A 20,219-nucleotide genomic window follows, 5' to 3' on the forward strand; every position below is an offset into this window, starting at 1 on the left:
AACATCCACATCATTATCCCAGCCAAGGAGGACATCGAATGGTAAACGACAAAAAAATTGTGCGTATATTACGTATATTACCTGTCTCTGGTCTAGCAGTCACGCTGCTGGCCGGATGCGACACAGTCGCCCAAGGTTCCAACAATGGTCCTCATGCTGCTTCGCAAAGCAGCAAGACCGTGACCATCGGATACGTCACGTGGACCGAGGACGTTGCACTCAGTTACCTTTGGCAAAACCTGCTTGAGAAGAAAGGTTACAACGTCCAACTCGAACAAATGGTAACCGGTCCTCTTTACCTCGGCGTGTCCACCGGAGATATCTCTGTACACCTTGATGCATGGCTCCCCTATACGGATCAGAACTACATCAAACAATACGGCAGCAACTTGACGGATTTGGGTACCTGGTACCAAGGACCCGCGAAGATTGGCATTGCCGTGCCCAGCTACGTAACGGATGTCAATTCTTTAGATCAGTTGGCTGCCCACGCCAAGGAATTTGGGAATCAAGTCGTCGGTATCGACCCCGGTTCAGGCGAGATGGAAGTCATTCAAAAGTCCATGCAGGCCTATGGTTTAAACAGCATGCAACTCGTCAGTGGCAGCGAAACGACCATGCTCTCAGCATTGAAAGCTGCATACGCAGCGCACAAGCCGATTGCCGTCACCCTTTGGAGTCCGCACTGGGCATTCTCGCAGTGGCAGTTGAAGTACTTGGCCGACCCAAAAGGAACGATGGGCCACGATGAACGCATTGACATTGAAGCCAATAAGACTTGGGCGGCACAAAACCCCGAGCCGGCGAAATGGTTCAGAAATTTCAAACTAACACCAGATCAACTCGGTCAACTTGAGATTGACATCAACCACGCGCCAACTACACAGGCAGGCGTCGAAAAGTGGGTTCAATCAAACCAAAACCTCGTCAACAGCTGGTTCCGTTCGTAATTTCCTGTTGTGTATTCGTCATCACCCTTATGAAGAAAAACCACCAGGGCGGCAGCACACTCACATACTACCCTGGGGGTTTTTCTCATTGGTACTTCGTTCTTCAAATTTGATGAAAGAGTATCCGCCCTCGTTCACGTACTTTTCTTACTGTGGATATTTTTTGTTTCGGCCCATATTCCTTCCTGCTTTCGGCACCGTTCACTCCCGCACTCTTGGTAGGTTCTCTACTTCAACCAGCTGTTCACGAGGTTTTGATTGTCGCTTATCCACTTCTTAACCCCTTGGTCCTTTGAAGGCCCGCTGTTGATGTCTTCTTCCAGACTTCCCAGTTGCTGCGGCGTCAGTTTAAAATTCTTGATCCACTGTGACACCTGTGCGTTGCTACTTGCCCAGTTTTTATTGGCTTCCGTTTGAATCCAGCCGGGCTTGCCGAAGTCGCCTTTGGGATCCGATAGGTACTTCAGGTGATACTTCGTCACGGCCCAATGCGGACTCCACATGGTGACGACAATCGGTTTGTGTTCGCTGTACGCCTTCTGCAATGCACTGAGCATGGCTGGTGACGAACTTTGAACCAGTTGCATGCCGAGTCCGTAATCAGAGACCGCCTTGGCAGCGAGTTGCATTTCTCCAGCACCAGGGTCAATCCCGACAATTTGATTTCCAAATTCCGCGGCGTGTTTTTTCAAGTCCCCGATGCTGGTGACATCGGTGACATAACTGGGTACAGCAAACCCTTCCTGCGTTTGACCTTGATACCACTTACCGAGGTTCGCGAGATTGCTTCCGTATCGGGTCATGTAAGTCTGGTGCGTGACTGGAAGCCATGTGTCAAAAAAGACGTCAACACCACCTTCGGACAGACCAGAGAACAACGGCCCTGCGTCAAGGGACTGCAATTGAACGCTATACCCCTTCTCCGTCAAAATGTCTTTCCAGAGGTATGAAGCGGCGACGTCTTCATCCCAATCCACGTAGCCGATGGTGACTGTCTTCCCCGATGTTGACGTGTTTGGTTGATTGCTGGTCTGATGACCTTGGGTCGGCGTGTTCGAACACCCCGCCAGCGTAAGTGTTGTAAGGCAAATCCCGGACAACGCGCAAGTGATCTTCTGCAGTTTGTTCATCAGGCATTACCACCCATCGTTTGTCGACGCATTCGCCCAGTGCCCAGCTTTTGCGAAATGCGGTCCAATATCACTGCAAGAATGACAATACTGATGCCAGCTTCAAACCCTTTACCGACATTGATGGTTTGCAGGGCAGACATCACGTCCGCGCCAAGTCCGCCCGCACCAATCATGGATGCGATGACCACCATGGACAGTGAGAGCATAATCGTCTGATTGATACCTGCTTTAATACTCGGCATGGCAAGTGGAATTTGCACCTTCCACAGTAGTTGTCTGTCGGATGCTCCGAACGCTCTCGACGCTTCGACAAGCTGAGTCGGCACGTGCAAGATACCAAGGCGCGTCAAACGGATCACGGGCGGCATCGCAAACACAACGGTGGCAAAAATGGCCGGTACCAGTCCGATGTTGAAAAAGATAAGCACAGGCACGAGATAGACAAAGGCTGGCATCGTCTGCATCAAGTCGAGCAGTGGTGCGACAAGTTTATAAACGCGATTGCTGCGAGCACTCCAAATCCCAATGGGCAAGCCAATCACCACAGACACAAATGCGGAGAGTATGACGAGGACCAGCGTTGCCATCATGTCATTCCAAAGGGCTAGGTCGTACACGAGAAACAGTCCAATCGCGGTTCCAATCATCAATTTCCATCGGCCTGCGAGGAACGCGAGCGCCGAGAATACGACCAGTACGACTAGCCATGGGATGGCGGTCATTTCGTTTGTGATGGCCGTCACAATCGTCTTAATAAATTCCGAGACGAGATTGCAGAACGGACCGAGGGCCGAGTAAACCCAACTGACCAATGCATTAACCCAGTTATCGAGTGGAAGTTGCGGCAGCATCCGCTTCACCTCCTTGTGAAGTGAGGGCCTCTAAAATGGAGCTTTTGAGAATAAGCCCCTCAAGACGCGCTTTGTCATCCACCACCGGAAGCGGGTATTTGGAATGCACGATACGATGCAATAATGCGTCGAGTGATGTGTCCTTTCGAACTGGGGTCACATCCTCGAGGCTGCATTCACTGACCGACAGCTTTTTCTCTGCAACAGCCGTCACCAGCGCGTCGACTGAAACAATGCCCTGCAACGTGCGAGCGTCGTCAATCACAAAGCCACTGGATAATCCGGCGTCCCTCAGTGTCCGCAGCGCCACCCGGGGCCCGTCCTTCAATCGTAGAAGCGGGGATGGACGCTTCATCACATCGGCTGCCACAAGCACTTTCGTCAAATCCACACCGCGCACAAAGCGTGCAACGTATTCGTTTGCCGGATTACTGACGATGTCGTCTGGGGTCCCGCATTGAATGATTTGCCCGTCTTTCATCAGCGCAATTCGGTCACCGAGTCGCAAGGCTTCGTTCAAATCATGGGTGATGAACACAACGGTTTTGTGCAGACGGTGTTGGAGTTGCAATAGTTCCGTTTGCATGTCTTCGCGAATGAGTGGATCTAATGCGCTAAACGCTTCATCCATCAACAGGATATCCGGGTCATTCGCCAGGGCACGTGCTAGGCCAACACGCTGCTGCATCCCGCCGCTCAAGTCTTCCGGGTAATAATCTGCCCATTCCTCCAGCCCGACCAGACTCAGTTTTTCCCTTGCAATCCGGAGTCGATCCGCTTTCGATACATTCTGCAGTTCCAGTCCGAACGCCACATTCTCAACGACAGTTCGATGTGGGAGCAGTGCAAAGTGCTGAAACACCATCGCCATTTTCGTCTGCCGGAAGCGCAACAGGTCCTTCTTGCTGAGACTCAGAATGTCCGTGTCGTCAATGCGAATCAATCCGGATGTGGGTTCAACCAATCGATTCAAACATCGCAGCAATGTAGATTTACCGCTGCCTGAGAGTCCCATCAGAACAAACAGCTCACCCTGTTTTACCGTCAAGCTGACTTGATTGACCCCCACAGTTGCTCCTGTCTGTTTGAGAATTTCCTCCTTACCTATGCCTCTTTGTAACAGTTGCAAGGCCTGTGCTTTTCGTGTACCGAAGATTTTAGTGACGTTCTTCAACTCAATGAAATTAGCCATGGATACCCCCCTGTGACAGTATGGTCTAGCTTCAGGTGTCAACTGAATGCAGCCGACACCATATCACTGTTAACAATAAATATGAAATGCTCAGAATCTATGACGAGTACAATGCGCCTACAATCCATGAGCGTGCGACGGAAACCACGAAACGGGTTACATTACAAAAACGAACATTCGGGAAATTAAAACGAAGGAAGTAGCAGTTCTGTCGTATTCGCCTACGGGGTTAGCTGTCGGGTTCGGCGAACATCGCCTATGACGAAGCTGCGAGAACAGCCAGTCAATTCACCCCAGAAATTGTGGGTCCCCCGTTCTCGCACCAGTACCGATGCGAAATTCGGCCCGTCCTAAGTATGCTAGGCAGGGTAAGAAAGGAGATTGTGTGCGAATTCATTTCTGCATGCGCATCCACGTTTCACGTGACTCAGTACTTACTCCCTCCTCACTGTCACTCTTCCAGTCTAAAGGAAAACGGAATATCCGGCAAGAAAAATACACCATTGTGGATGTCATTCCGTAAAAGCGAATAAAGTAGAATGCAGGTATCTCCATAATGAAAGCTATGTCCGAACATCCGAAGCCATACCTCCAAAACGCCGCCATGCATTCCCTCTTATGTATTGTGAGCCTCCTTGCCGAAATTGCGAGGACATCGTCCGAACCTCTGAAATACCAACAGAGCGATGCGATACCATCTGTAGCGGCTACCGATACATTCCCACAACCACATGAACAAGCGAAAGGTGTCACGCAATACGAGGAGCAGTACGCAGCATTTCACCAATGTATTCACCAGGAAATGAGGACAATGAAACTCAACATCACATCGGAGAGCCGAGCGGATCTAGAGACCGAGTCTCAGGCATCATCCATGGCATGGACTCTATCACATTCAGAAGGTGATGTGATATTTCTTGAGCTTCATGTAGAAGCCCTTGCGGCTCATTCCTAGGCGTTGGATGGCTTCCGTTTTGGTCCTGGATTCCCTTATGGCCTGCATCATCATCTCTTTCTCCACCTGCTCCATGACCTCTTTCAGGTTCGCTTTGACCTTGATATCCTTCTGCGAGGGAGGTACACAAGCTTCTTCTCTGCTCTGGGCGTTGGCAGCCTCCCAGAGGTGATGGGGCAAGTGCTGGACGTCCAATAGCTGTCCTTCGGACAGAACGTACATGTACTCGATACAGCTTTGCAGCTCCCGCACATTGCCTGGCCAGGAATACCTTTTCATTACGTCCAGGACTCGGGGAGAGAAAGATTTGTGCAGACCGTGACGCTCCTCCAGCTGCCGCTTGAAGTGTTCGGCCAAGAGGAGTACATCGGACGCGCGCTCCCTGAGGGGCGGAATGTGGATGGGGATGACGCTGATGCGGTAGTAAAAATCGGGGCGAAAATTCCCGTTTTCGACCATAGACTCCAGGTCGCGGTTGGTTGCGGCGATGAGGCGGAAGCGTACGGGGCGGGCTTTGGTCCCCCCCACCCGGATGACTTCGCGCTCTTGCAGCACCCGAAGCAGCTTGGATTGGAGCATGGGGCTGATTTCGCCGATTTCGTCCAAAAATAGCGTCCCGCCCTCGGCCAACTCCATCAATCCCGACTTGGTCTTGTGCGCCCCGGTAAATGCGCCAACCTCATAGCCGAAAAGCTCCGATTCAAGCAGGGTCTCCGGGATAGAAGCCATGTTGAGGGCGACAAAAGGGCCGTTAGAGAAGGGGCTTGCTTCGTGAACCGCCCGAGCGAACAGCTCTTTGCCCACCCCGGTCTCCCCTCTGAGGAGGACAGTGGTGTCCGTCTGGGCCACCTTTTGCGCAATGGATATCACGTTTTTCAGCGCCTGGCTCTCTCCAACCAAGCGTCTAAACGGCTTGTCTCGCTCCATCGGCTCCCCCTTCGTGCGACTTACGGGAGCGGAAGCGCGAAAAGAGTCGGCGGAAAATAAGGAAACGGGGCGAAAAATGCCAATGGCCCCCACTTTTTTCCCTTCGTCGTAAACGGGAAAGATATTCGCCACGATATCCATGCCCGCGGATTCGATATAGGAGTAATCGTGACAGACCGGCCGCTCCGACTCCAACACCTCGATAATCCGCGCCCTGGGCTCGATGTCGGATAAGTGCCTGCCAATCACCTTGTCCTTGGGGACGCCAATCAGCCGAGAATAAGCACTGTTGGCGTAAAGAATCTCCGTATCGTTGCCGATAAACAGGAAAATCTCGTCCAACTGGTCCAAGATGCTGGACCAATTGTTTAGCAAAACCTGCTGGTTTTTGCTCATCTTAACCCCCAAAAGAGATGATAAGTTGTCATTCTATTTTTTCATCTATTCTGAATATAGTCAACGATGGACGATTTACATCATGACCCAAGGACACCCATTGTTGAAGGCGATGGCTTGGACCATCGCCTGAGCGTTTCCATATGACTGTAGAGGATGGTGTAAATCGAGGTACAATGCCCGGAGGCCGGCGTGGTTCACCAGCAGGAGACCGGCTCCGATTCACACGCCAGTCTACAGTTTTCCCACCCCCGCCAAAGCATCGGCATGACGGAGCAGGTGACGTACCCGTTCCCCAAAGGAGGACCCGGGAGAAGAAGCCAGAGTAGGTGGTCACATTGGGCAACACGTGGATGAGCTCCTCGGGATCCTCCGGCCGCGCCCAGTAGCTTAAAGCCGCGGCCAGGTCAAAGAGGGGATCGCCGATGGTCGTCATCTCCCAATCGAGCACCGCCACGGGCTCAGCCACATCCTTTGGATTCCACAGCATGTTGTTCAACTTGTAATCGTTGTGGATGACCGTCAGCTCGGAACTCTCAGGCACGTTGTCCGACAGCCAGCGAATGAGAGGCTCCGCTTCAGGATCATCGTCGGTCTTTGCCTTGTCGTACCGTGCAATCCACCCGTTTACCTGACGCTCTAAAAACCCCGCGGGGCGGCCGATGGATGCCAGCCCCGCTTCCCGCCAGTCGATGTCGTGAAGCTTCACCAGGGTGTCCACCGCCGCTTCCGAAATCCGCCGGCAGAGATCCGGTGTTGGATGTACCCCGGGAGGGAAGGTACCATCGATGACAACGCCTTGCCGGCGCTCCATCACGTAGAACACGGCTCCTAACACAGAAGTATCTCGGCAGATGGCATATGGCTTCGGCGCCAGAGGGAATACCGGGTGAATCTTCTGTAGAATCGTTGCCTCACGCTCCATGTCGTGAGCCTTGGGCGGCAGCGGACCGAGGGGAGGGCGGCGCAGCACCGCCTCCCACTCGCCAATCCGGATGAGATAGGTCAGGTTGGAAGCCCCAGTGGGATACTGCCGCACCTCTACGGGAGCATCCGCCACCCCGGCGATATGCTCTCGTAGGAAACGGATTAACTTTTCCCCATCCAACGCTTCCCCTTCCCGAACGGGAACCGTCTTCTCCTCCATGGGTCTCCCTCCAATCCCCTTTTCATCTTTCATGTTCCGAGCTGCTCCTCGATTTCGGTTACGCGTTTTGTTGATTCAAAGACGCCTCCCTCGCCTCGTCCCGAAGCTGCCGGCGCAGGAATTTGCCCGTGGCCGTCTTGGGCAATTCCTGTAGGAAGATGATCTCCCGAGGATATTTGTAATCTGCCATTCTCTCCTTGCAGAATTGGATCAGCTCTTCCTCCGTTATGGAGAAACCTTCCTTGATGGACACGTACGCCCTGACGGTCTCGCCCCGGTAGGGGTGAGGAACGCCGACCACCGCCGCCTCCTTCACAGCGGGGTGCTTGTACAGAACGTCTTCCACATCCCGGGGCCACACCTTGAATCCAGACGCGATAATCATGTCCTTTTTCCGGTCGACGACGTAGAACCAACCCTTTTCATCCATCTTGACCACATCGCCGGTGAGGAACCAGCCATCGTGGAAAGCCTTTTCCGTCTCAGCGGGTTTGTCCCAGTAGCCGGCGAAAATCATCGGGCCCCGCACAGCAAATTCCCCCGTCTCCCCCTTGGCAGCCTCCTTCGAGGGATCTGACAGGTCCACCACCTTCACTTCACAGTTGGGGACGGGAATGCCCACCGAGAGGGCTCCGCTCTCCAGATCTACCGGCGCCCGTTCGCCCAAGGGCACAGCGTGGGCGGGAGAGTTGCTCTCTGTCAGCCCGTAGACGTTGTGAATGTAAATGTCAAACTTCTCCAAAAACTGTTCAGTAATGCTGGGAGCGATGGGCGCACCGCCGCTGTAGCATTTTTTCAGAGAAGAGAGCTGGCGCTTTTCAACATCCGGGTGGTTCATCAGAGCGATGTAGACCGTGATGGAGCCGACAGTAAAGGTGGGCTCCCACTTTTCGACGAGCCGCAGCATCTCCTTGACATCAAACCGATGGAACAGCACCAGAGGAATTCCGACAAGACTCGACACAGCGATATGACCCACCATGCCAGTGATGTGGAACAAGGGCGCCACACCCAACACACAGTCCTTGTCTCCTAGCTGCATCCATGTGCGATACACCTCGGCATTGAAGGCGATGTTCTTGTGTAGGCTCATTGCCCCCTTCGGAAGACCCGTGGTACCAGAGGTGTATACCAAACAGGCGACGTCGTCAGGGGTAACCTCCTCATGCGGGGCACGCATGTTCAACCTCTGTTGCACCACATCCATCATGTCGATGGTGTCGGCAAACCGCTGCTTATGTGAGTCATTGAGAAGGCTGATGGACTCCTTCATCCCGTCGGGAAGTAGATCCGCCTCATTGGTGGTGACCACATGTGCCACTTTGGTCTTCGCCACCACTTCCTGGGCCACCGAGGCGTATAGGGACTCCAGACAGACCAGAACCTTTGCCCCGGAGTCTACTAAGTGGTACTCGAGCTCCTTTTCCTTGAACATCGGGTTGAGGGGAACCATGATGGCGCCGCGCTTCCAGGCACCGTATTGGACGATGAGGAACTGGGGGTTGTTCTGCATGTAAACAGCCACCCGGTCCCCCTTGCCAATCCCCCACTCTGCCAGGAGGGCGGCAAAGGCCTCCGCCATGTCATCCAGCTCCTGATAGGAGATGGAGTGGTCGAAATAATGAACAGCCGATTGGTTGGGATGCCGCTTCACCGACTCCTCGAAATAGTCAATCATGCTCATCTTCGGCAGCGGAAGCTCCGGAGGAACGTAAGGCGCGTAAGACGCAAGCCAGGGTTTGTCCTCATACGCGGAAGACATGCTTATCCCTCCTGTGATTCACCAGCCCCGGAACGATGGCCGCGACCAGATATGTATTCACGGGTCCGGGGCCGAATGTGTCGATTACACTTCCACCTTGATGCGAACGCCGAACATCCGCGCCGGGTTTTTCACCATGATCTGATCAATTTGCTCCTCCGTGACGCCTTTTTCCATGAGTTGCGGAATGACGTTGTCAAACACATGAGTGATATGCCAGTTTTCCAGCAATTTGGCCAGCTGCTCCGGCCAGACAGGAGGCCGGCCCAACCAGATGTTTACCGTATCGTGGGATAGGAGAATTTGCTCCTCGTAGCCTGCAGCAATCAGCCCCAGCAGAACAGTGAGTTTCTCAGATTCCATCGGCATCCCGACAAATCCCTGGATGCCCAAGCGGTCAAAGCCGACAGAGCAGCCAGTCTGCAGCACGCGGATGTGGTAGCCAACATCGGTATTCCCATCCATGTGACCGATGAGGATGCGGCTGGGTTCCGCCCCTTCGGCCACCAGAAGCTCCGCCTGTTCCGGCCCCATCGTACCTTCCTGGGTGTGGGTAATGATGGGGACCCCTGTCTCCCGTTGCGCTCTGGCCCCCGCCCGGAAGAACATCTTCTCGTAATCCGTAATCTCATTTTTGCTAGAAGCCAGCTTGATCACGCCGGCCTTAATGCCGGTATTGCCAATCCCCTCTGTGATTTCCTTGATAAACATCTCATAGATTTCCTGTTCCGCATTCGACACCAGATTGCGGAATTTAAAGTAGTTGGGTGCACCTTCTCCTTCGTAGTAGTATCCGGTGGAACAGACAATGTTGACCCCCGTCTGCTCGGAAATCTCCTTTAAAAATTCAGGGTTCCGCCCGCAGTCGTTGGGCGTCGCATCAACAATGGTTTTCACGCCGTTGGCTTTCGCCTTTTCAACGACCTCAATCCCCTTCTGCAGAGCCGCCTTCCGGTCAAAACCTCCCAAGGTCACATCGCCATCAAAACCGGGGTATCCAAAGATGATATGCTCATGGAACAAGGTTTTTCCTAATTCTTCTCCAGCAACCGGACCGCAAACGGTGTTCACCACATGTGCCATGCTCATCTCTCTCCTCGTATGCTTTTGAATTGGGTAGGTCTTTCAGGAATGTGTCCTTTTCATGGGCGCCGCTGTTCACGTCAACAGGCGAGCTTGTCCAATCTCGATGCGCACTTCCGGGGTGTCCACAGGAACGTTGATCATAGAATGCTGTGGGTGCTTCGGCGCATGGGCGTTGCGCCTCGGGCCGCTTCCGGTACTTTTTGAACACCTGCGGCCCGAGCAAAAACCACCTCCCCTTCGCTCGAGGACGTAGAATGGTCGTTCACCAAAGATACAAGCAAGATGTATGCCAGCCGATATACAGCGTTCCACGGGGGATATTTGACTGAATATTGTGTTATATGTACACAAAAAAACAACCATCTTCGCCAGGGCTGGATAGGTCGCAAACAGACAGTGTGTGTTTCTTTCACATGTTTCTTTTGGAAACAGTTATGGATGAGAAACACGTCCCACACCGGCGTACCGCATCCGAGGTAACAAGCAAAAAAGCGTCCTCGAACTGAGAACGCCTATTTTGTAGACAGATTCAATGGTTACGAGTGCCACCTTCCTAGCACGGGTGGGAACATCTGTAGTGTCCTACACTTCAGAGTCAAGTGTTCGCCTCACCTTTTTCGCAGAGCGAGTCCTGTCAAGAATGACAGCATCAGATTCGATGCCACACGAGTCGTCAAATCGCGGACGTCTTGCGTTGGGTCAGCACACACAATGTCTAGTACCTGCACGTGCTTTTGCATCCCCAGCCACTCGAGCGCCTCCATCGCGTCCCACGTCGTGAGCCCACCGGGACTGGGTGCTGGCACACCGGGGACAAAACTCTGGTCCAAGACATCCATATCGAAACTCACGTAGATTGCATCCGTGTCAGTTCCCGCTATCTTCATGGCCTCGTGGAGGATAGCGGACAAGCCCAGCTTGAACACTTGCCGAGCGGTGAATACGGTCACACCGTGTCCCAAAACATACTCATGGTACGCTTTCGCATTCACAAAATCGCGAAGTCCAATCTGCACAACGTGCTTTCCGGACACGGCACCAGATTCCAAGATGGTTCGAAATGGAGTTCCGTTCGTCCGTCCCCCGTCCTCGAAGTTGCGTACATCGTGATGTGCATCAAAATGGATGATGCCGAACTTGTTCTTTGTCGCACGTGTCAGACCTAACACAGATGCGCCTGTGACAGAGTGGTCTCCGCCTAACACAACCAGAGGAGCCGAGTGATGTTCCCAATATGAACCAACGGCGTCTTCAATCAACTGCTGGCAACGTGGAAGATCAGTCATGTGCATCTTCACGTTTCCGATGTCCACCACCTGAATATCGCGGCTCAAATCCAGCTGGTGATTGATATTGTATGGACTGTATGTATGGAACGTCGTCCGAATCGCATCCGGCAGACGAGACGCGGCGGAGTGGCTAATCGACGTCTTGCTGAGCGGTGCGCCGAGAATCGCCGCATCGAATGTTTCGACCAATCCGTACGGTTGAATCCAGTCTGATACTTTCGGATCGAGACGGTCCTTAAACCTCGTCCCCGGTCTTTCCACATGCCGAATCACGAAAACCGCTCCTTCACAAGCTGTCCTTCGTGCACCACAATCTTGCCTGACTTCACGACCGCATCCACGTGATTGATGCCAAAGTGATATGGGAGGTAAGCAAGGTTCGTGGCATTGAATATCACCAAGTCCGCTTGCTTGCCAACTTCGAGGCTTCCAATCCTGTCTGCCCTGCCAATGGCACAAGCGGCGTTGATGGTCATCGCTGTGATGACTTCCTCCGGCGTCATGTGTAAATTCAAGCATGCGAGCGTCATGACGAGTTGAAGCGATTCGGTCGGTGAACTGCCTGGGTTGTAGTCGGTCGACAATGCCACTGGAACGCCAAGCTCAATCATCCTCCGAGCTCGAGCATGCGAAGCACGCAAATTGAACGAAGTGGCGGGTAAGCACACGGCCACTGTCCCCGCGCGCTGCATGGCCCGTAACCCTTCATCAGACGCGGCGAGCAAATGCTCGGCGGAAATGCAGCCCAGTTCCCCCGCGAGTTCGGCCCCACCCATCGGTTCGATTTCGTCCGCGTGAATCTTGATGCCAAACCCCATGGCTTTTGCAACCTGCAAGATTCGGCGGGACTGTGCAATGGTGAACACCCCATGCTCGCAGAACACATCACAGAATTCAGCCAGCCCTTGCGCCCTCACCGCCGGGAGCATTTCTTCTATCACCAAGTCGACGTAATCATCGGGTCTATCCCGGTATTCCACCGGCACCGCATGGGCGCCCATGAACGTGGACACTAAGTCGACGGGATGTGTTTCATTGAGCCGCTTGGTGACGCGAAGTTGTTTGAGCTCATCCTCCACCGTGAGACCGTAGCCACTCTTGGCTTCTACCGTTGTGGCGCCAAACAGCAGCATTTTGTCGAGACTATCCTTCGCCTTTCGGTACAGTTCGTCTTCCGTCGCTTGACGAGTGGCGCGCACGGTGCTCAAAATGCCCCCGCCAGCAGCCAGTATCTCTAAATAGGAGACGCCCTTGCTCTTCAACGCCAGTTCATGCTCACGTGATCCGCCGTGAACCAGGTGCGTGTGCGGATCGACGAGTCCGGGTGTGACCAAGCGTCCCCCTGCGTCGAGTTCCGTTTCAATTTCGAGGCCTTTGACTTGATCTCGAACCTCTTCCTCGCGACCGACCGCAACGATTTCCCCATCCGAAATAGCGACTGCACCATGTTCAACAATCCCGACTTCCGACATATCCAATCCTGTGCGAGGCCCTGCTGTTCCCTGCAGCGTAACGAGCGTACCGATGTTGTGAACCAACAGTTGAATTGTTTTCCCTTCCATCTGAACTCCCCCAAACGCCGGATTGCCCGAAGCGCACCTCGGACAATCCGGCAAATCGCTGATATACGTGACTTAGATTCCCAACATCGGAACGCGAACGCCTCGTTCCTTTGCCGTCTCAATCGCGCGCTCATAGCCGGCATCCGCGTGTCGAATGATACCCATGCCTGGGTCGGTGTTGAGCACTCGCGACAATCTCTCGTCGGCTTCTTTCGATCCGTCCGCAACCACGACCATACCCGCGTGCAGCGAGTAACCCATGCCGACTCCGCCGCCGTGGTGGAAGGATACCCAGCTAGCGCCTGCCGCCGTGTTGACGAGCGCATTCAGAATCGCCCAATCAGCCACCGCATCGCTGCCGTCTTTCATCGCTTCCGTTTCGCGGTTCGGTGAGGCGACAGAGCCACAGTCAAGGTGGTCCCGCCCAATCACAATCGGAGCAGAAATCTCACCCTTGCGCACCATTTCATTTAAGGCAAGGCCAAATTTCACGCGTTCGCCGTAACCGAGCCAACAAATACGGGCGGGTAGCCCTTGGAATGCGACCTTGGCCCGAGCCAGCGTGATCCAGCGATGAAGGGCTTTGTTCTCTGGGAACAGCTTCAGCACAAGCTCATCAGTCTTGTAAATGTCTTCGGGATCACCAGACAGTGCCGCCCAGCGGAAGGGTCCCTTCCCCTCGCAGAACAGTGGGCGGATGTACGCGGGAACAAATCCTGGGAAGTTGAACGCGTCTTTCACACCCTCGTCAAACGCGACTTGGCGAATGTTGTTTCCGTAATCGAATACGATCGACCCCATCTTTTGCAAATCAAGCATCGCCTGTACATGCGTCGCCATCGACTGTTTGGACAGTCTGACGTATTCTTTGGGAACGCGCGTACGAAGTTCAGCCGCTGCCTCCAGCGTATAGCCCGCTGGAATGTAGCCATTCAGGGGATCGTGCGCTGAGGTTTGGTCTGTCACAAAGTCCGGCACAATCCCGCGCTTGACAAACTCCGGATAAATTTCTGCTGCGTTGCCCACGAGCCCGATGGAGAGCGGCGCGCCCTTCTCTTGTGCCTCACGCGCGAGTTTTAACGCTTCGTCCAAATGGTGCACCATGATGTCACAGTAGCGTGTGTCAATCCGGCGCTGAATCCGAGTGGGATCCACATCGACTCCAATGACAACACCCTCGTTCATGGTCACGGCGAGCGGTTGGGCTCCACCCATGCCGCCGAGTCCAGCCGTCAGGGTGAGTGTGCCTTTGAGGGTGCCTCCTCTGTGCTGGCGCGCAGCTTCCGCGAACGTTTCGTACGTCCCCTGAAGAATGCCTTGGCTACCAATGTAAATCCAGCTGCCGGCCGTCATCTGGCCGTACATGATGAGCCCTTTCTTATCTAACTCGTGGAACGTGTCCCAGTTTGCAAACGCTGGAACCAAGACAGAGTTGGAAATGAGGACTCGCGGGGCAAGCTTGTGTGTTCTAAAGATTCCTACCGGTTTCCCAGATTGGACCAGTAGTGTTTCGTCATCCTCTAAATCCTTTAAGCATTCCACGATTTTGTCAAAACACGCCCAGTTGCGCGCCGCTCTGCCAATGCCACCGTAGACAACAAGATCCTCTGGTCGTTCTGCGACTTCCGGATCTAAGTTGTTCATCAGCATGCGCAAGACGGCCTCTTGTTGCCATCCCTTCGTATTCAACTGTGCACCCCGAGGTGCTCTGATAATGCGCTTGGTTGTCTGTGCAGTCACGCCGTCATCCCCCTGTACAATCGGTATTGTTCCGTCATGAGTTTTAGGCAAAGGAAACGGTGAATGAATCAAAATGCATTGTAAATTTCGCAACTATCTGTGTCTTTACATCTCTCAGCCTACTAGAAAACGGTTTCAAATCATCTAGCGTTCGTTGTCTCGTATTCGCACAATATTGCTGTTCGGTACTCCCTGGGGCTATATTTCATATACTTTTTGAATATTCTGCTGAAATAATTGGCGTCCTGGAACCCAACTTGACTCGCTATCTGCTGAATCGATAAATCAGTGGTCTTTACGTAAAATACGGCCTTTTCAACCCGGATGTGATTGAGGTATTCGATGACACTGACACCGACTTCTTTCTTAAACAAGTGACTGAGATGGTACTTGCTGACACAACAAAATCGTGCGACATCGTCAAGTGACACTGCGTTTCTGTGGTTGCACTTGATGTAGCGAATCGCCTGCCGGACGACTGGCGAGACTCTGCCCGTCTGGGTTTGCTCCATTTGCGACGTCAACCAACCCACGTAATCAATGACTCTTTTGACAAACTTGTCATATCGAATCGTATCGTACAGTTCTTGTATGACGCGTGTATTTTTTGACAAAACCGGACCAGCGCTGACCCCAGATTCTACGACCGTTCTCGATATCATCATGAGAAGGTCAACGACGTCCGATTTAAAGACATCCTCCTTGTGCTGACAGACCTCCGCCATTCGTTCTAAGAGCACAGGCAAGTGAAAGCCGATGCCTTGTTCGTCCCCCATCCGAACAAGGGCCAAAAGCTCTGTCTTTTCCGTCATCAGAACATCGCCAAAATGCTCCCCATCTCTTGATTCTTCACCGTATTGAAAGATCAAGCCGTTCCCTTGAAAAAATCTGCCGCTCATAGAGCGGATAGCTTCCTTGAACGACAGGTGCAATTGGTAAGGACTGTCGTAGTACGTGCCGATGCCGATGGAGACCGAGATGTGTTCCGACTGTAGTGCCTGTTGAATCTCTCTCGCCATTTGTACCATTCGAGAGCTCACATTTTGAGACGACACCACCTGTTGCCCGTCGACCTCGACGAGCAACGCCAGAACTCCTTCCTCAATCCAAATCCATGTATATGGCAGTGGGACCTTTTTACGAATGGCACTCACCAAATGTTTTCCGACGGTGATGCGCCACTCCAGGGATTTTCCAACTATCAAATCCGGATACCGATCCACAGATACCACCATCACGAGATGAGGGTGTATGCGTACATTGTACCTCTCTTGCAACTCAGAAAAGCTCGCCTCATGAACTAGAGTCCCCGTGATGAGCAAGTGAGAAAAAGCGGCCAATATGGGGTTCACTTTGAGCAGCCTCCCTTTGTTGTCTTCCATCCTACACGTCCATTGTTCCTATCAACTCTTCCACAATTTCGATAATTTCACCTTCATGAATTTGGTGCTGGATGGCCATGATGTCTGGGTAGAGAAAGTGGCTCTTGCGCAACCCACCGAATAGGACAAAAGAAGTTGCACATATAACACTTCCATAGAACACATCGTGTAGGAGGCGCTACCCATGCGACAATTCCTGGCCATTGGAACGAGTGTCCCAAGGCAGGAGGCATCGGAGAAAGTGACTGGTATCGCTAAATACACAAACGACATCAATACAACGGGACTGCTGCATGTAAAAATGGTTACTAGCTCCTGTGCCCACGGAACCATCGTATCAATCGATACGTCCAAAGCAAGGAAGGCACCTGGCGTACGAGCAGTCCTCACCGGGCGAGACTTCCCGATTCTTACGGGTAGTCCTTTAGCAGACAGGCCGCCCATCGCGATTGATAAAGTGAGATACCATGGTGAGCCAGTCGCGGTGGTGGTGGCTGACCAGGAATATCAGGCAATGAATGCAGCGAAACTGGTCGATGTGGCGTACCATCCCCTCCCCGTGGTGAACTCCCCCACTGAAGCCATCCGGAGCCAGGCTCCACTTGTCCACGAAAACCTAGCGTCGTACAAAAGGTTTGAAGCAGTATATCCCGTGCCGGGGACCAATATCGCCAACCATGTGAAGATACGGAAAGGAGATATGCAAAAGGGTTGGGCTGAGAGCGACGTAGCCATCGAAGCTTCGTTTTCAATTCCGCAATCCGATCATGCTGCCATGGAAACCCGATGCGCGACGGCAGAAATAAAGCCGAATGGACGGGTTGAGATTTACTCCGCATCCCAGTCCCCTTACGTCATTCGGGATATGCTGAGTCTGTTTTTTTCTATTGATCCCAGTCAAATCGTGGTGCACACCCCCCTCGTGGGTGGCGCTTTTGGTGGTAAAGCGCCCGTTCAGCTTGAATTCATTGCATATTTAGCCTCCAAAGCTGTTGGGGGAAGAAAAGTGAAATTGGTCAACAGCCGTGAAGAGGATTTCATCACCTCACCTGTGCATATCGGACTAGACGCAAAAGTGAAACTTGGTGCCACGAAACAGGGAAAGATAGTGGCTGCGGAAATCACGTATTTGTTTGACGGCGGCGCTTACTCGGATCGGGCGGCAATTATTACTCGGGCGGCCGCTCAAGACTGCACAGGTCCGTACCGAATTGACAACGTGCATTGTGATTCGTTTTGCATGTATACAAACCACCCTTACGCTACCTCTTTTCGAGGGTTTGGACACCCGGAACTAACTTTTGTCATTGAACGAGCGATGGACATCCTTGCTGCGCGCCTGAATCTTGATCCCTTGACGCTACGAAGACAAATTGCGATTGGTCCGGGAGATACAACACCAACTCAGACGGTACTGACGACGAGCAATGTGGGGAATCTCGCTCAATGTATCGATAAACTAAAGGAAATCATCAGATGGAATGACGAACCTCAGGTCGTGGTGGAAGGCCATAAAGTGAGGACGAAAGGAGTTTCTTGTTTCTGGAAAAACTCCAGTACACCGACGGACGCTGGGGCCGGTGCGGTACTGCTTTTAAACCGGGATGGCAGCGCTCGCCTTGTGTGCGGAGCGGTGGAGATTGGCCAAGGTACCAAAACCGTCCTAAGTCAAATCGTAGCCGAAAGAATGAAAATGAACGTGGATCAAATTTATGTAGAAATGGAGGTGAACACAGACACATGCCCCGAGCACTGGAAAACGGTTGCGAGCCGGAGCACACTCTTAGTCGGCCGAGCGGCATTGGCGGCAGCGGATGATGCGATTCGTCAGCTTCGACACATCGCATCCGTTGTGTTAGGGTGTTCGGCAGACCATCTCGAGATTGGTTTCGGAAGAGTCTATCAGAAGGACAATCCACAAATTGGTGTACAGATCTCAGAAATTGCTCATGGTTACAGGTTGCCAAATGGAAATACGATTGGATCACAGGTGATTGGCCGAGGTAGTTATACTATGAGAGATTTAACATCACTAGATCCGGAAACGGGGAAAGGAAACCCGGGTCCCGAGTGGGGCGTGGGTGCTCAAGCCGTGGAGGTAGAGTTTGATACGAAAGACTTGACCTACCGAGTTGTCAGGGCTTCGGCAGTGATTGACGCCGGAAAAGTGATGAACCCCAAAGCGGCACGAGGGCAGATGACTGGGGGAATGAGTATGGGACTCAGTTTTGCTAGTAGAGAAGCATTCCTGTACAACAAAGCCGGGATCATACAAAATCCACGATTTAGAACATATAAAGATCACCGGTATGGAGATCATCCAGAGTATTTGGTTGATTTCGTAGAAACCCCGCACTTGGAAGCACCGTACGGCTTACGAGGAATTGGTGAGCATGGAGTCATCGGAATGCCGGCAGCTTTGGCGAATAGTTTGTCCCTTGCCACAGGAATCGCGATGAACCGGTTACCACTTACTCCAGAAGCTATATGGAGAGAAAAAAAGGAGAACACTGGTGATTCCTTTCGATTTTGAATACTACAAGGCCACCTCTATCCCCGAAGCGATTTATCTGTTCCAAAATTTGTTCCTCCAAGGAAGAAATCCATTGTATTACGGAGGCGGCACGGAAATCATTACCTTGGCAAGAACCAATCGAATATACACTGAGGCAGTGATTGACATCAAGGGGATTCCAGAATGCAATGTCTTTGCACATCACGACCATAAACTTTTGGTCGGCTCAGCGGTAACACTGACTCGAGTATCCGAGGAACGCCTCTTCCCCCTGTTGAGCAGAACTTGTAGTGAGGCCGCAGACCAAACGGCGAGAAACAAAATTACCGTTGGTGGGAACATCTGTGGTCGAATTATCTTCAGGGAGGCTGTGTTATCGTTCTTGCTAGCCGATAGCGACATCTTGATTGCAGGTCCGTCTGGTATCAATAAAAAACCGATTCACGAGATCTTTAAACAACGAATGCGCTTGCAAAGAGGAGAGTTTGTGGTACAGGTTCATACCGATACTGACTACACGAAACTTCCTTTTATCGCTGTAAAGAAGAGAAGAATTGGTTCTGTTGGATATCCTGTGGTGACGATAGCCGCAATGAAAAAGGAGCAGTTGGTTCGCGTAGCCTTTAGTGGTGTGTGCGCGTTTCCTTTCCGCTCGCATCAAATCGAAACTATATTGAACGACAGGCTAACACCCTTGGAGACCAGAATCGAACGGGCTGTTCGGCATCTTCCAGCGCCTTTGCTCAGTAACACGGACGCTTCAGCAGAATACCGAGCTTTCGTATTAAAGAACACCTTGCTCGATGTGTTGACAGCCCTAGAAGAGGTGTAATGATGACAATTCCTCGCATCCCGAAGGTAAGTATCGACCTTCTCGTAAACAACGAAATGAGGAATGTGGTGGTTCGGCCGTCCGACACGCTGTTACGTGTTCTTCGAGAAGTCCTCGGATTGACTGGGGCAAAGCCAGGTTGTGAAAACGGGGACTGCGGTAGCTGCACGGTACTCATTGATGGTTGGCCGATGAAGTCTTGCATCATGTTGGCAGTCGAAGCCGTGAACCAACAAATCACCACTATCGAAGGATTGAAGGATACACCAATACAAAACGCATTTTTGGAACAATGGGCGTTTCAGTGCGGCTACTGCACGCCCGGATTTATCATGAATTGCCACGCGTTGGTCAATATTCATCCCGATGCAAACGACAAGGTGATTCAGGAGTGGTTAGAATCGAATATCTGCAGATGTACCGGATACGAAGAAATCGAAGCCGCTGTCAAATCAGTACTATCCAAACAGCGCTCCGATGGACGTTACTCACATTGAACA

Annotated in this window: 15 protein-coding genes and 1 riboswitch; of the genes, 4 read left to right on the forward strand and 11 right to left on the reverse strand. The window is 52.5% G+C overall.

All coding sequences use genetic code 11. From position 1 onward, the window contains the following. Positions 1-38: 38 nt before the first annotated feature. Positions 39-950, forward strand: a complete 912-nt coding sequence (locus YWK_RS0105910) for a glycine betaine ABC transporter substrate-binding protein (protein WP_026964070.1) — start codon at positions 39-41, stop codon at positions 948-950. 227 nt (positions 951-1,177) lie between these two features. Here the strand turns inward: YWK_RS0105910 and YWK_RS0105915 are convergent, their stop codons facing one another. From YWK_RS0105915 to YWK_RS0105970, 11 genes are all read right to left on the reverse strand, one after another. Next, positions 1,178-2,080 (reverse strand): glycine betaine ABC transporter substrate-binding protein, encoded by a 903-nt coding sequence (locus YWK_RS0105915; RefSeq protein WP_026964071.1) that lies wholly within the window; start codon positions 2,078-2,080, stop codon positions 1,178-1,180. After that, positions 2,080-2,934, reverse strand: coding sequence for an ABC transporter permease (locus tag YWK_RS0105920; protein ID WP_156909042.1), 855 nt, complete (start codon positions 2,932-2,934; stop codon positions 2,080-2,082). Before YWK_RS0105920 ends, YWK_RS0105915 begins: the two co-directional genes overlap by 1 nt. Beyond that, on the reverse strand, positions 2,909-4,126 hold the full coding sequence (locus YWK_RS0105925) for a quaternary amine ABC transporter ATP-binding protein (RefSeq protein WP_026964073.1): 1,218 nt from the start codon (positions 4,124-4,126) through the stop codon (positions 2,909-2,911). The genes YWK_RS0105920 and YWK_RS0105925 overlap by 26 nt, the downstream gene beginning before the upstream one ends. A gap of 203 nt (positions 4,127-4,329) precedes the next feature. Next, positions 4,330-4,482, reverse strand: a riboswitch (cyclic di-AMP (ydaO/yuaA leader). 539 nt (positions 4,483-5,021) lie between these two features. Then, on the reverse strand, positions 5,022-6,404 hold the full coding sequence (locus tag YWK_RS0105935) for a sigma-54 interaction domain-containing protein (RefSeq protein WP_026964075.1): 1,383 nt from the start codon (positions 6,402-6,404) through the stop codon (positions 5,022-5,024). A gap of 28 nt (positions 6,405-6,432) precedes the next feature. Beyond that, positions 6,433-7,584: a phosphotransferase family protein gene (locus tag YWK_RS18545; protein WP_245578520.1), complete on the reverse strand. Its 1,152-nt coding sequence runs from the start codon at positions 7,582-7,584 to the stop codon at positions 6,433-6,435. A gap of 25 nt (positions 7,585-7,609) precedes the next feature. Then, positions 7,610-9,313, reverse strand: a complete 1,704-nt coding sequence (locus YWK_RS0105945; RefSeq protein ID WP_026964076.1) for a long-chain-fatty-acid--CoA ligase — start codon at positions 9,311-9,313, stop codon at positions 7,610-7,612. An 84-nt stretch (positions 9,314-9,397) separates the two neighbouring features. Then, on the reverse strand, positions 9,398-10,396 hold the full coding sequence (locus YWK_RS0105950) for a phosphotriesterase family protein (RefSeq protein WP_026964077.1): 999 nt from the start codon (positions 10,394-10,396) through the stop codon (positions 9,398-9,400). 611 nt (positions 10,397-11,007) lie between these two features. Continuing rightward, positions 11,008-11,961 (reverse strand): formimidoylglutamase, encoded by a 954-nt coding sequence (hutG, locus tag YWK_RS0105955; protein ID WP_026964078.1) that lies wholly within the window; start codon positions 11,959-11,961, stop codon positions 11,008-11,010. Further along, positions 11,958-13,250 (reverse strand): imidazolonepropionase, encoded by a 1,293-nt coding sequence (gene hutI / locus YWK_RS0105960; RefSeq protein ID WP_026964079.1) that lies wholly within the window; start codon positions 13,248-13,250, stop codon positions 11,958-11,960. Before hutI ends, hutG begins: the two co-directional genes overlap by 4 nt. A 72-nt stretch (positions 13,251-13,322) precedes the next feature. Then, a complete protein-coding gene (gene hutU, locus YWK_RS0105965; protein ID WP_026964080.1) occupies positions 13,323-14,990 on the reverse strand; it encodes a urocanate hydratase in 1,668 nt (555 codons plus the stop codon). Between the two features lie 140 nt (positions 14,991-15,130). Further along, positions 15,131-16,342 carry a helix-turn-helix domain-containing protein gene (locus YWK_RS0105970; RefSeq protein ID WP_245578521.1) on the reverse strand — a complete coding sequence of 404 codons (1,212 nt, stop codon included), beginning with the start codon at positions 16,340-16,342 and terminating at the stop codon, positions 15,131-15,133. A gap of 214 nt (positions 16,343-16,556) precedes the next feature. Here YWK_RS0105970 and YWK_RS0105980 point away from each other — a divergent pair, with 214 nt between their 5' ends. From YWK_RS0105980 to YWK_RS0105990, 3 genes are read left to right on the forward strand one after another with little or no spacing between them, the layout of a single operon-like run. Then, entirely contained in the window at positions 16,557-18,905 is a 2,349-nt protein-coding gene (locus tag YWK_RS0105980; RefSeq protein WP_026964082.1) for a xanthine dehydrogenase family protein molybdopterin-binding subunit, read from the forward strand. Further along, on the forward strand, positions 18,886-19,719 hold the full coding sequence (locus YWK_RS0105985; protein WP_026964083.1) for an FAD binding domain-containing protein: 834 nt from the start codon (positions 18,886-18,888) through the stop codon (positions 19,717-19,719). The genes YWK_RS0105980 and YWK_RS0105985 overlap by 20 nt, the downstream gene beginning before the upstream one ends. A gap of 2 nt (positions 19,720-19,721) precedes the next feature. Further along, positions 19,722-20,216, forward strand: a complete 495-nt coding sequence (locus tag YWK_RS0105990) for a (2Fe-2S)-binding protein (protein ID WP_211231379.1) — start codon at positions 19,722-19,724, stop codon at positions 20,214-20,216. Positions 20,217-20,219: the final 3 nt, after the last annotated feature.

It is taken from the genome of Alicyclobacillus pomorum DSM 14955 (genome assembly GCF_000472905.1).
GTDB lineage: Bacteria > Bacillota > Bacilli > Alicyclobacillales > Alicyclobacillaceae > Alicyclobacillus_A > Alicyclobacillus_A pomorum.

What these genes read in the sequence shown, in the direction of transcription:
- YWK_RS0105920 (WP_156909042.1), bottom strand. Translation starts at nt 2,934, where the DNA reads ATGCTGCCGCAACTTCCACTCGATAACTGGGTTAATGCATTGGTCAGT.
- YWK_RS0105990 (WP_211231379.1), top strand. Translation starts at nt 19,722, where the DNA reads ATGACAATTCCTCGCATCCCGAAGGTAAGTATCGACCTTCTCGTAAAC.
- YWK_RS0105915 (WP_026964071.1), bottom strand. Translation starts at nt 2,080, where the DNA reads ATGAACAAACTGCAGAAGATCACTTGCGCGTTGTCCGGGATTTGCCTT.
- YWK_RS0105935 (WP_026964075.1), bottom strand. Translation starts at nt 6,404, where the DNA reads ATGAGCAAAAACCAGCAGGTTTTGCTAAACAATTGGTCCAGCATCTTG.
- YWK_RS0105980 (WP_026964082.1), top strand. Translation starts at nt 16,557, where the DNA reads ATGCGACAATTCCTGGCCATTGGAACGAGTGTCCCAAGGCAGGAGGCA.
- YWK_RS0105910 (WP_026964070.1), top strand. Translation starts at nt 39, where the DNA reads ATGGTAAACGACAAAAAAATTGTGCGTATATTACGTATATTACCTGTC.
- YWK_RS0105950 (WP_026964077.1), bottom strand. Translation starts at nt 10,396, where the DNA reads ATGGCACATGTGGTGAACACCGTTTGCGGTCCGGTTGCTGGAGAAGAA.
- YWK_RS0105925 (WP_026964073.1), bottom strand. Translation starts at nt 4,126, where the DNA reads ATGGCTAATTTCATTGAGTTGAAGAACGTCACTAAAATCTTCGGTACA.
- hutI (WP_026964079.1), bottom strand. Translation starts at nt 13,250, where the DNA reads ATGGAAGGGAAAACAATTCAACTGTTGGTTCACAACATCGGTACGCTC.
- YWK_RS18545 (WP_245578520.1), bottom strand. Translation starts at nt 7,584, where the DNA reads ATGAAAGATGAAAAGGGGATTGGAGGGAGACCCATGGAGGAGAAGACG.
- YWK_RS0105945 (WP_026964076.1), bottom strand. Translation starts at nt 9,313, where the DNA reads ATGTCTTCCGCGTATGAGGACAAACCCTGGCTTGCGTCTTACGCGCCT.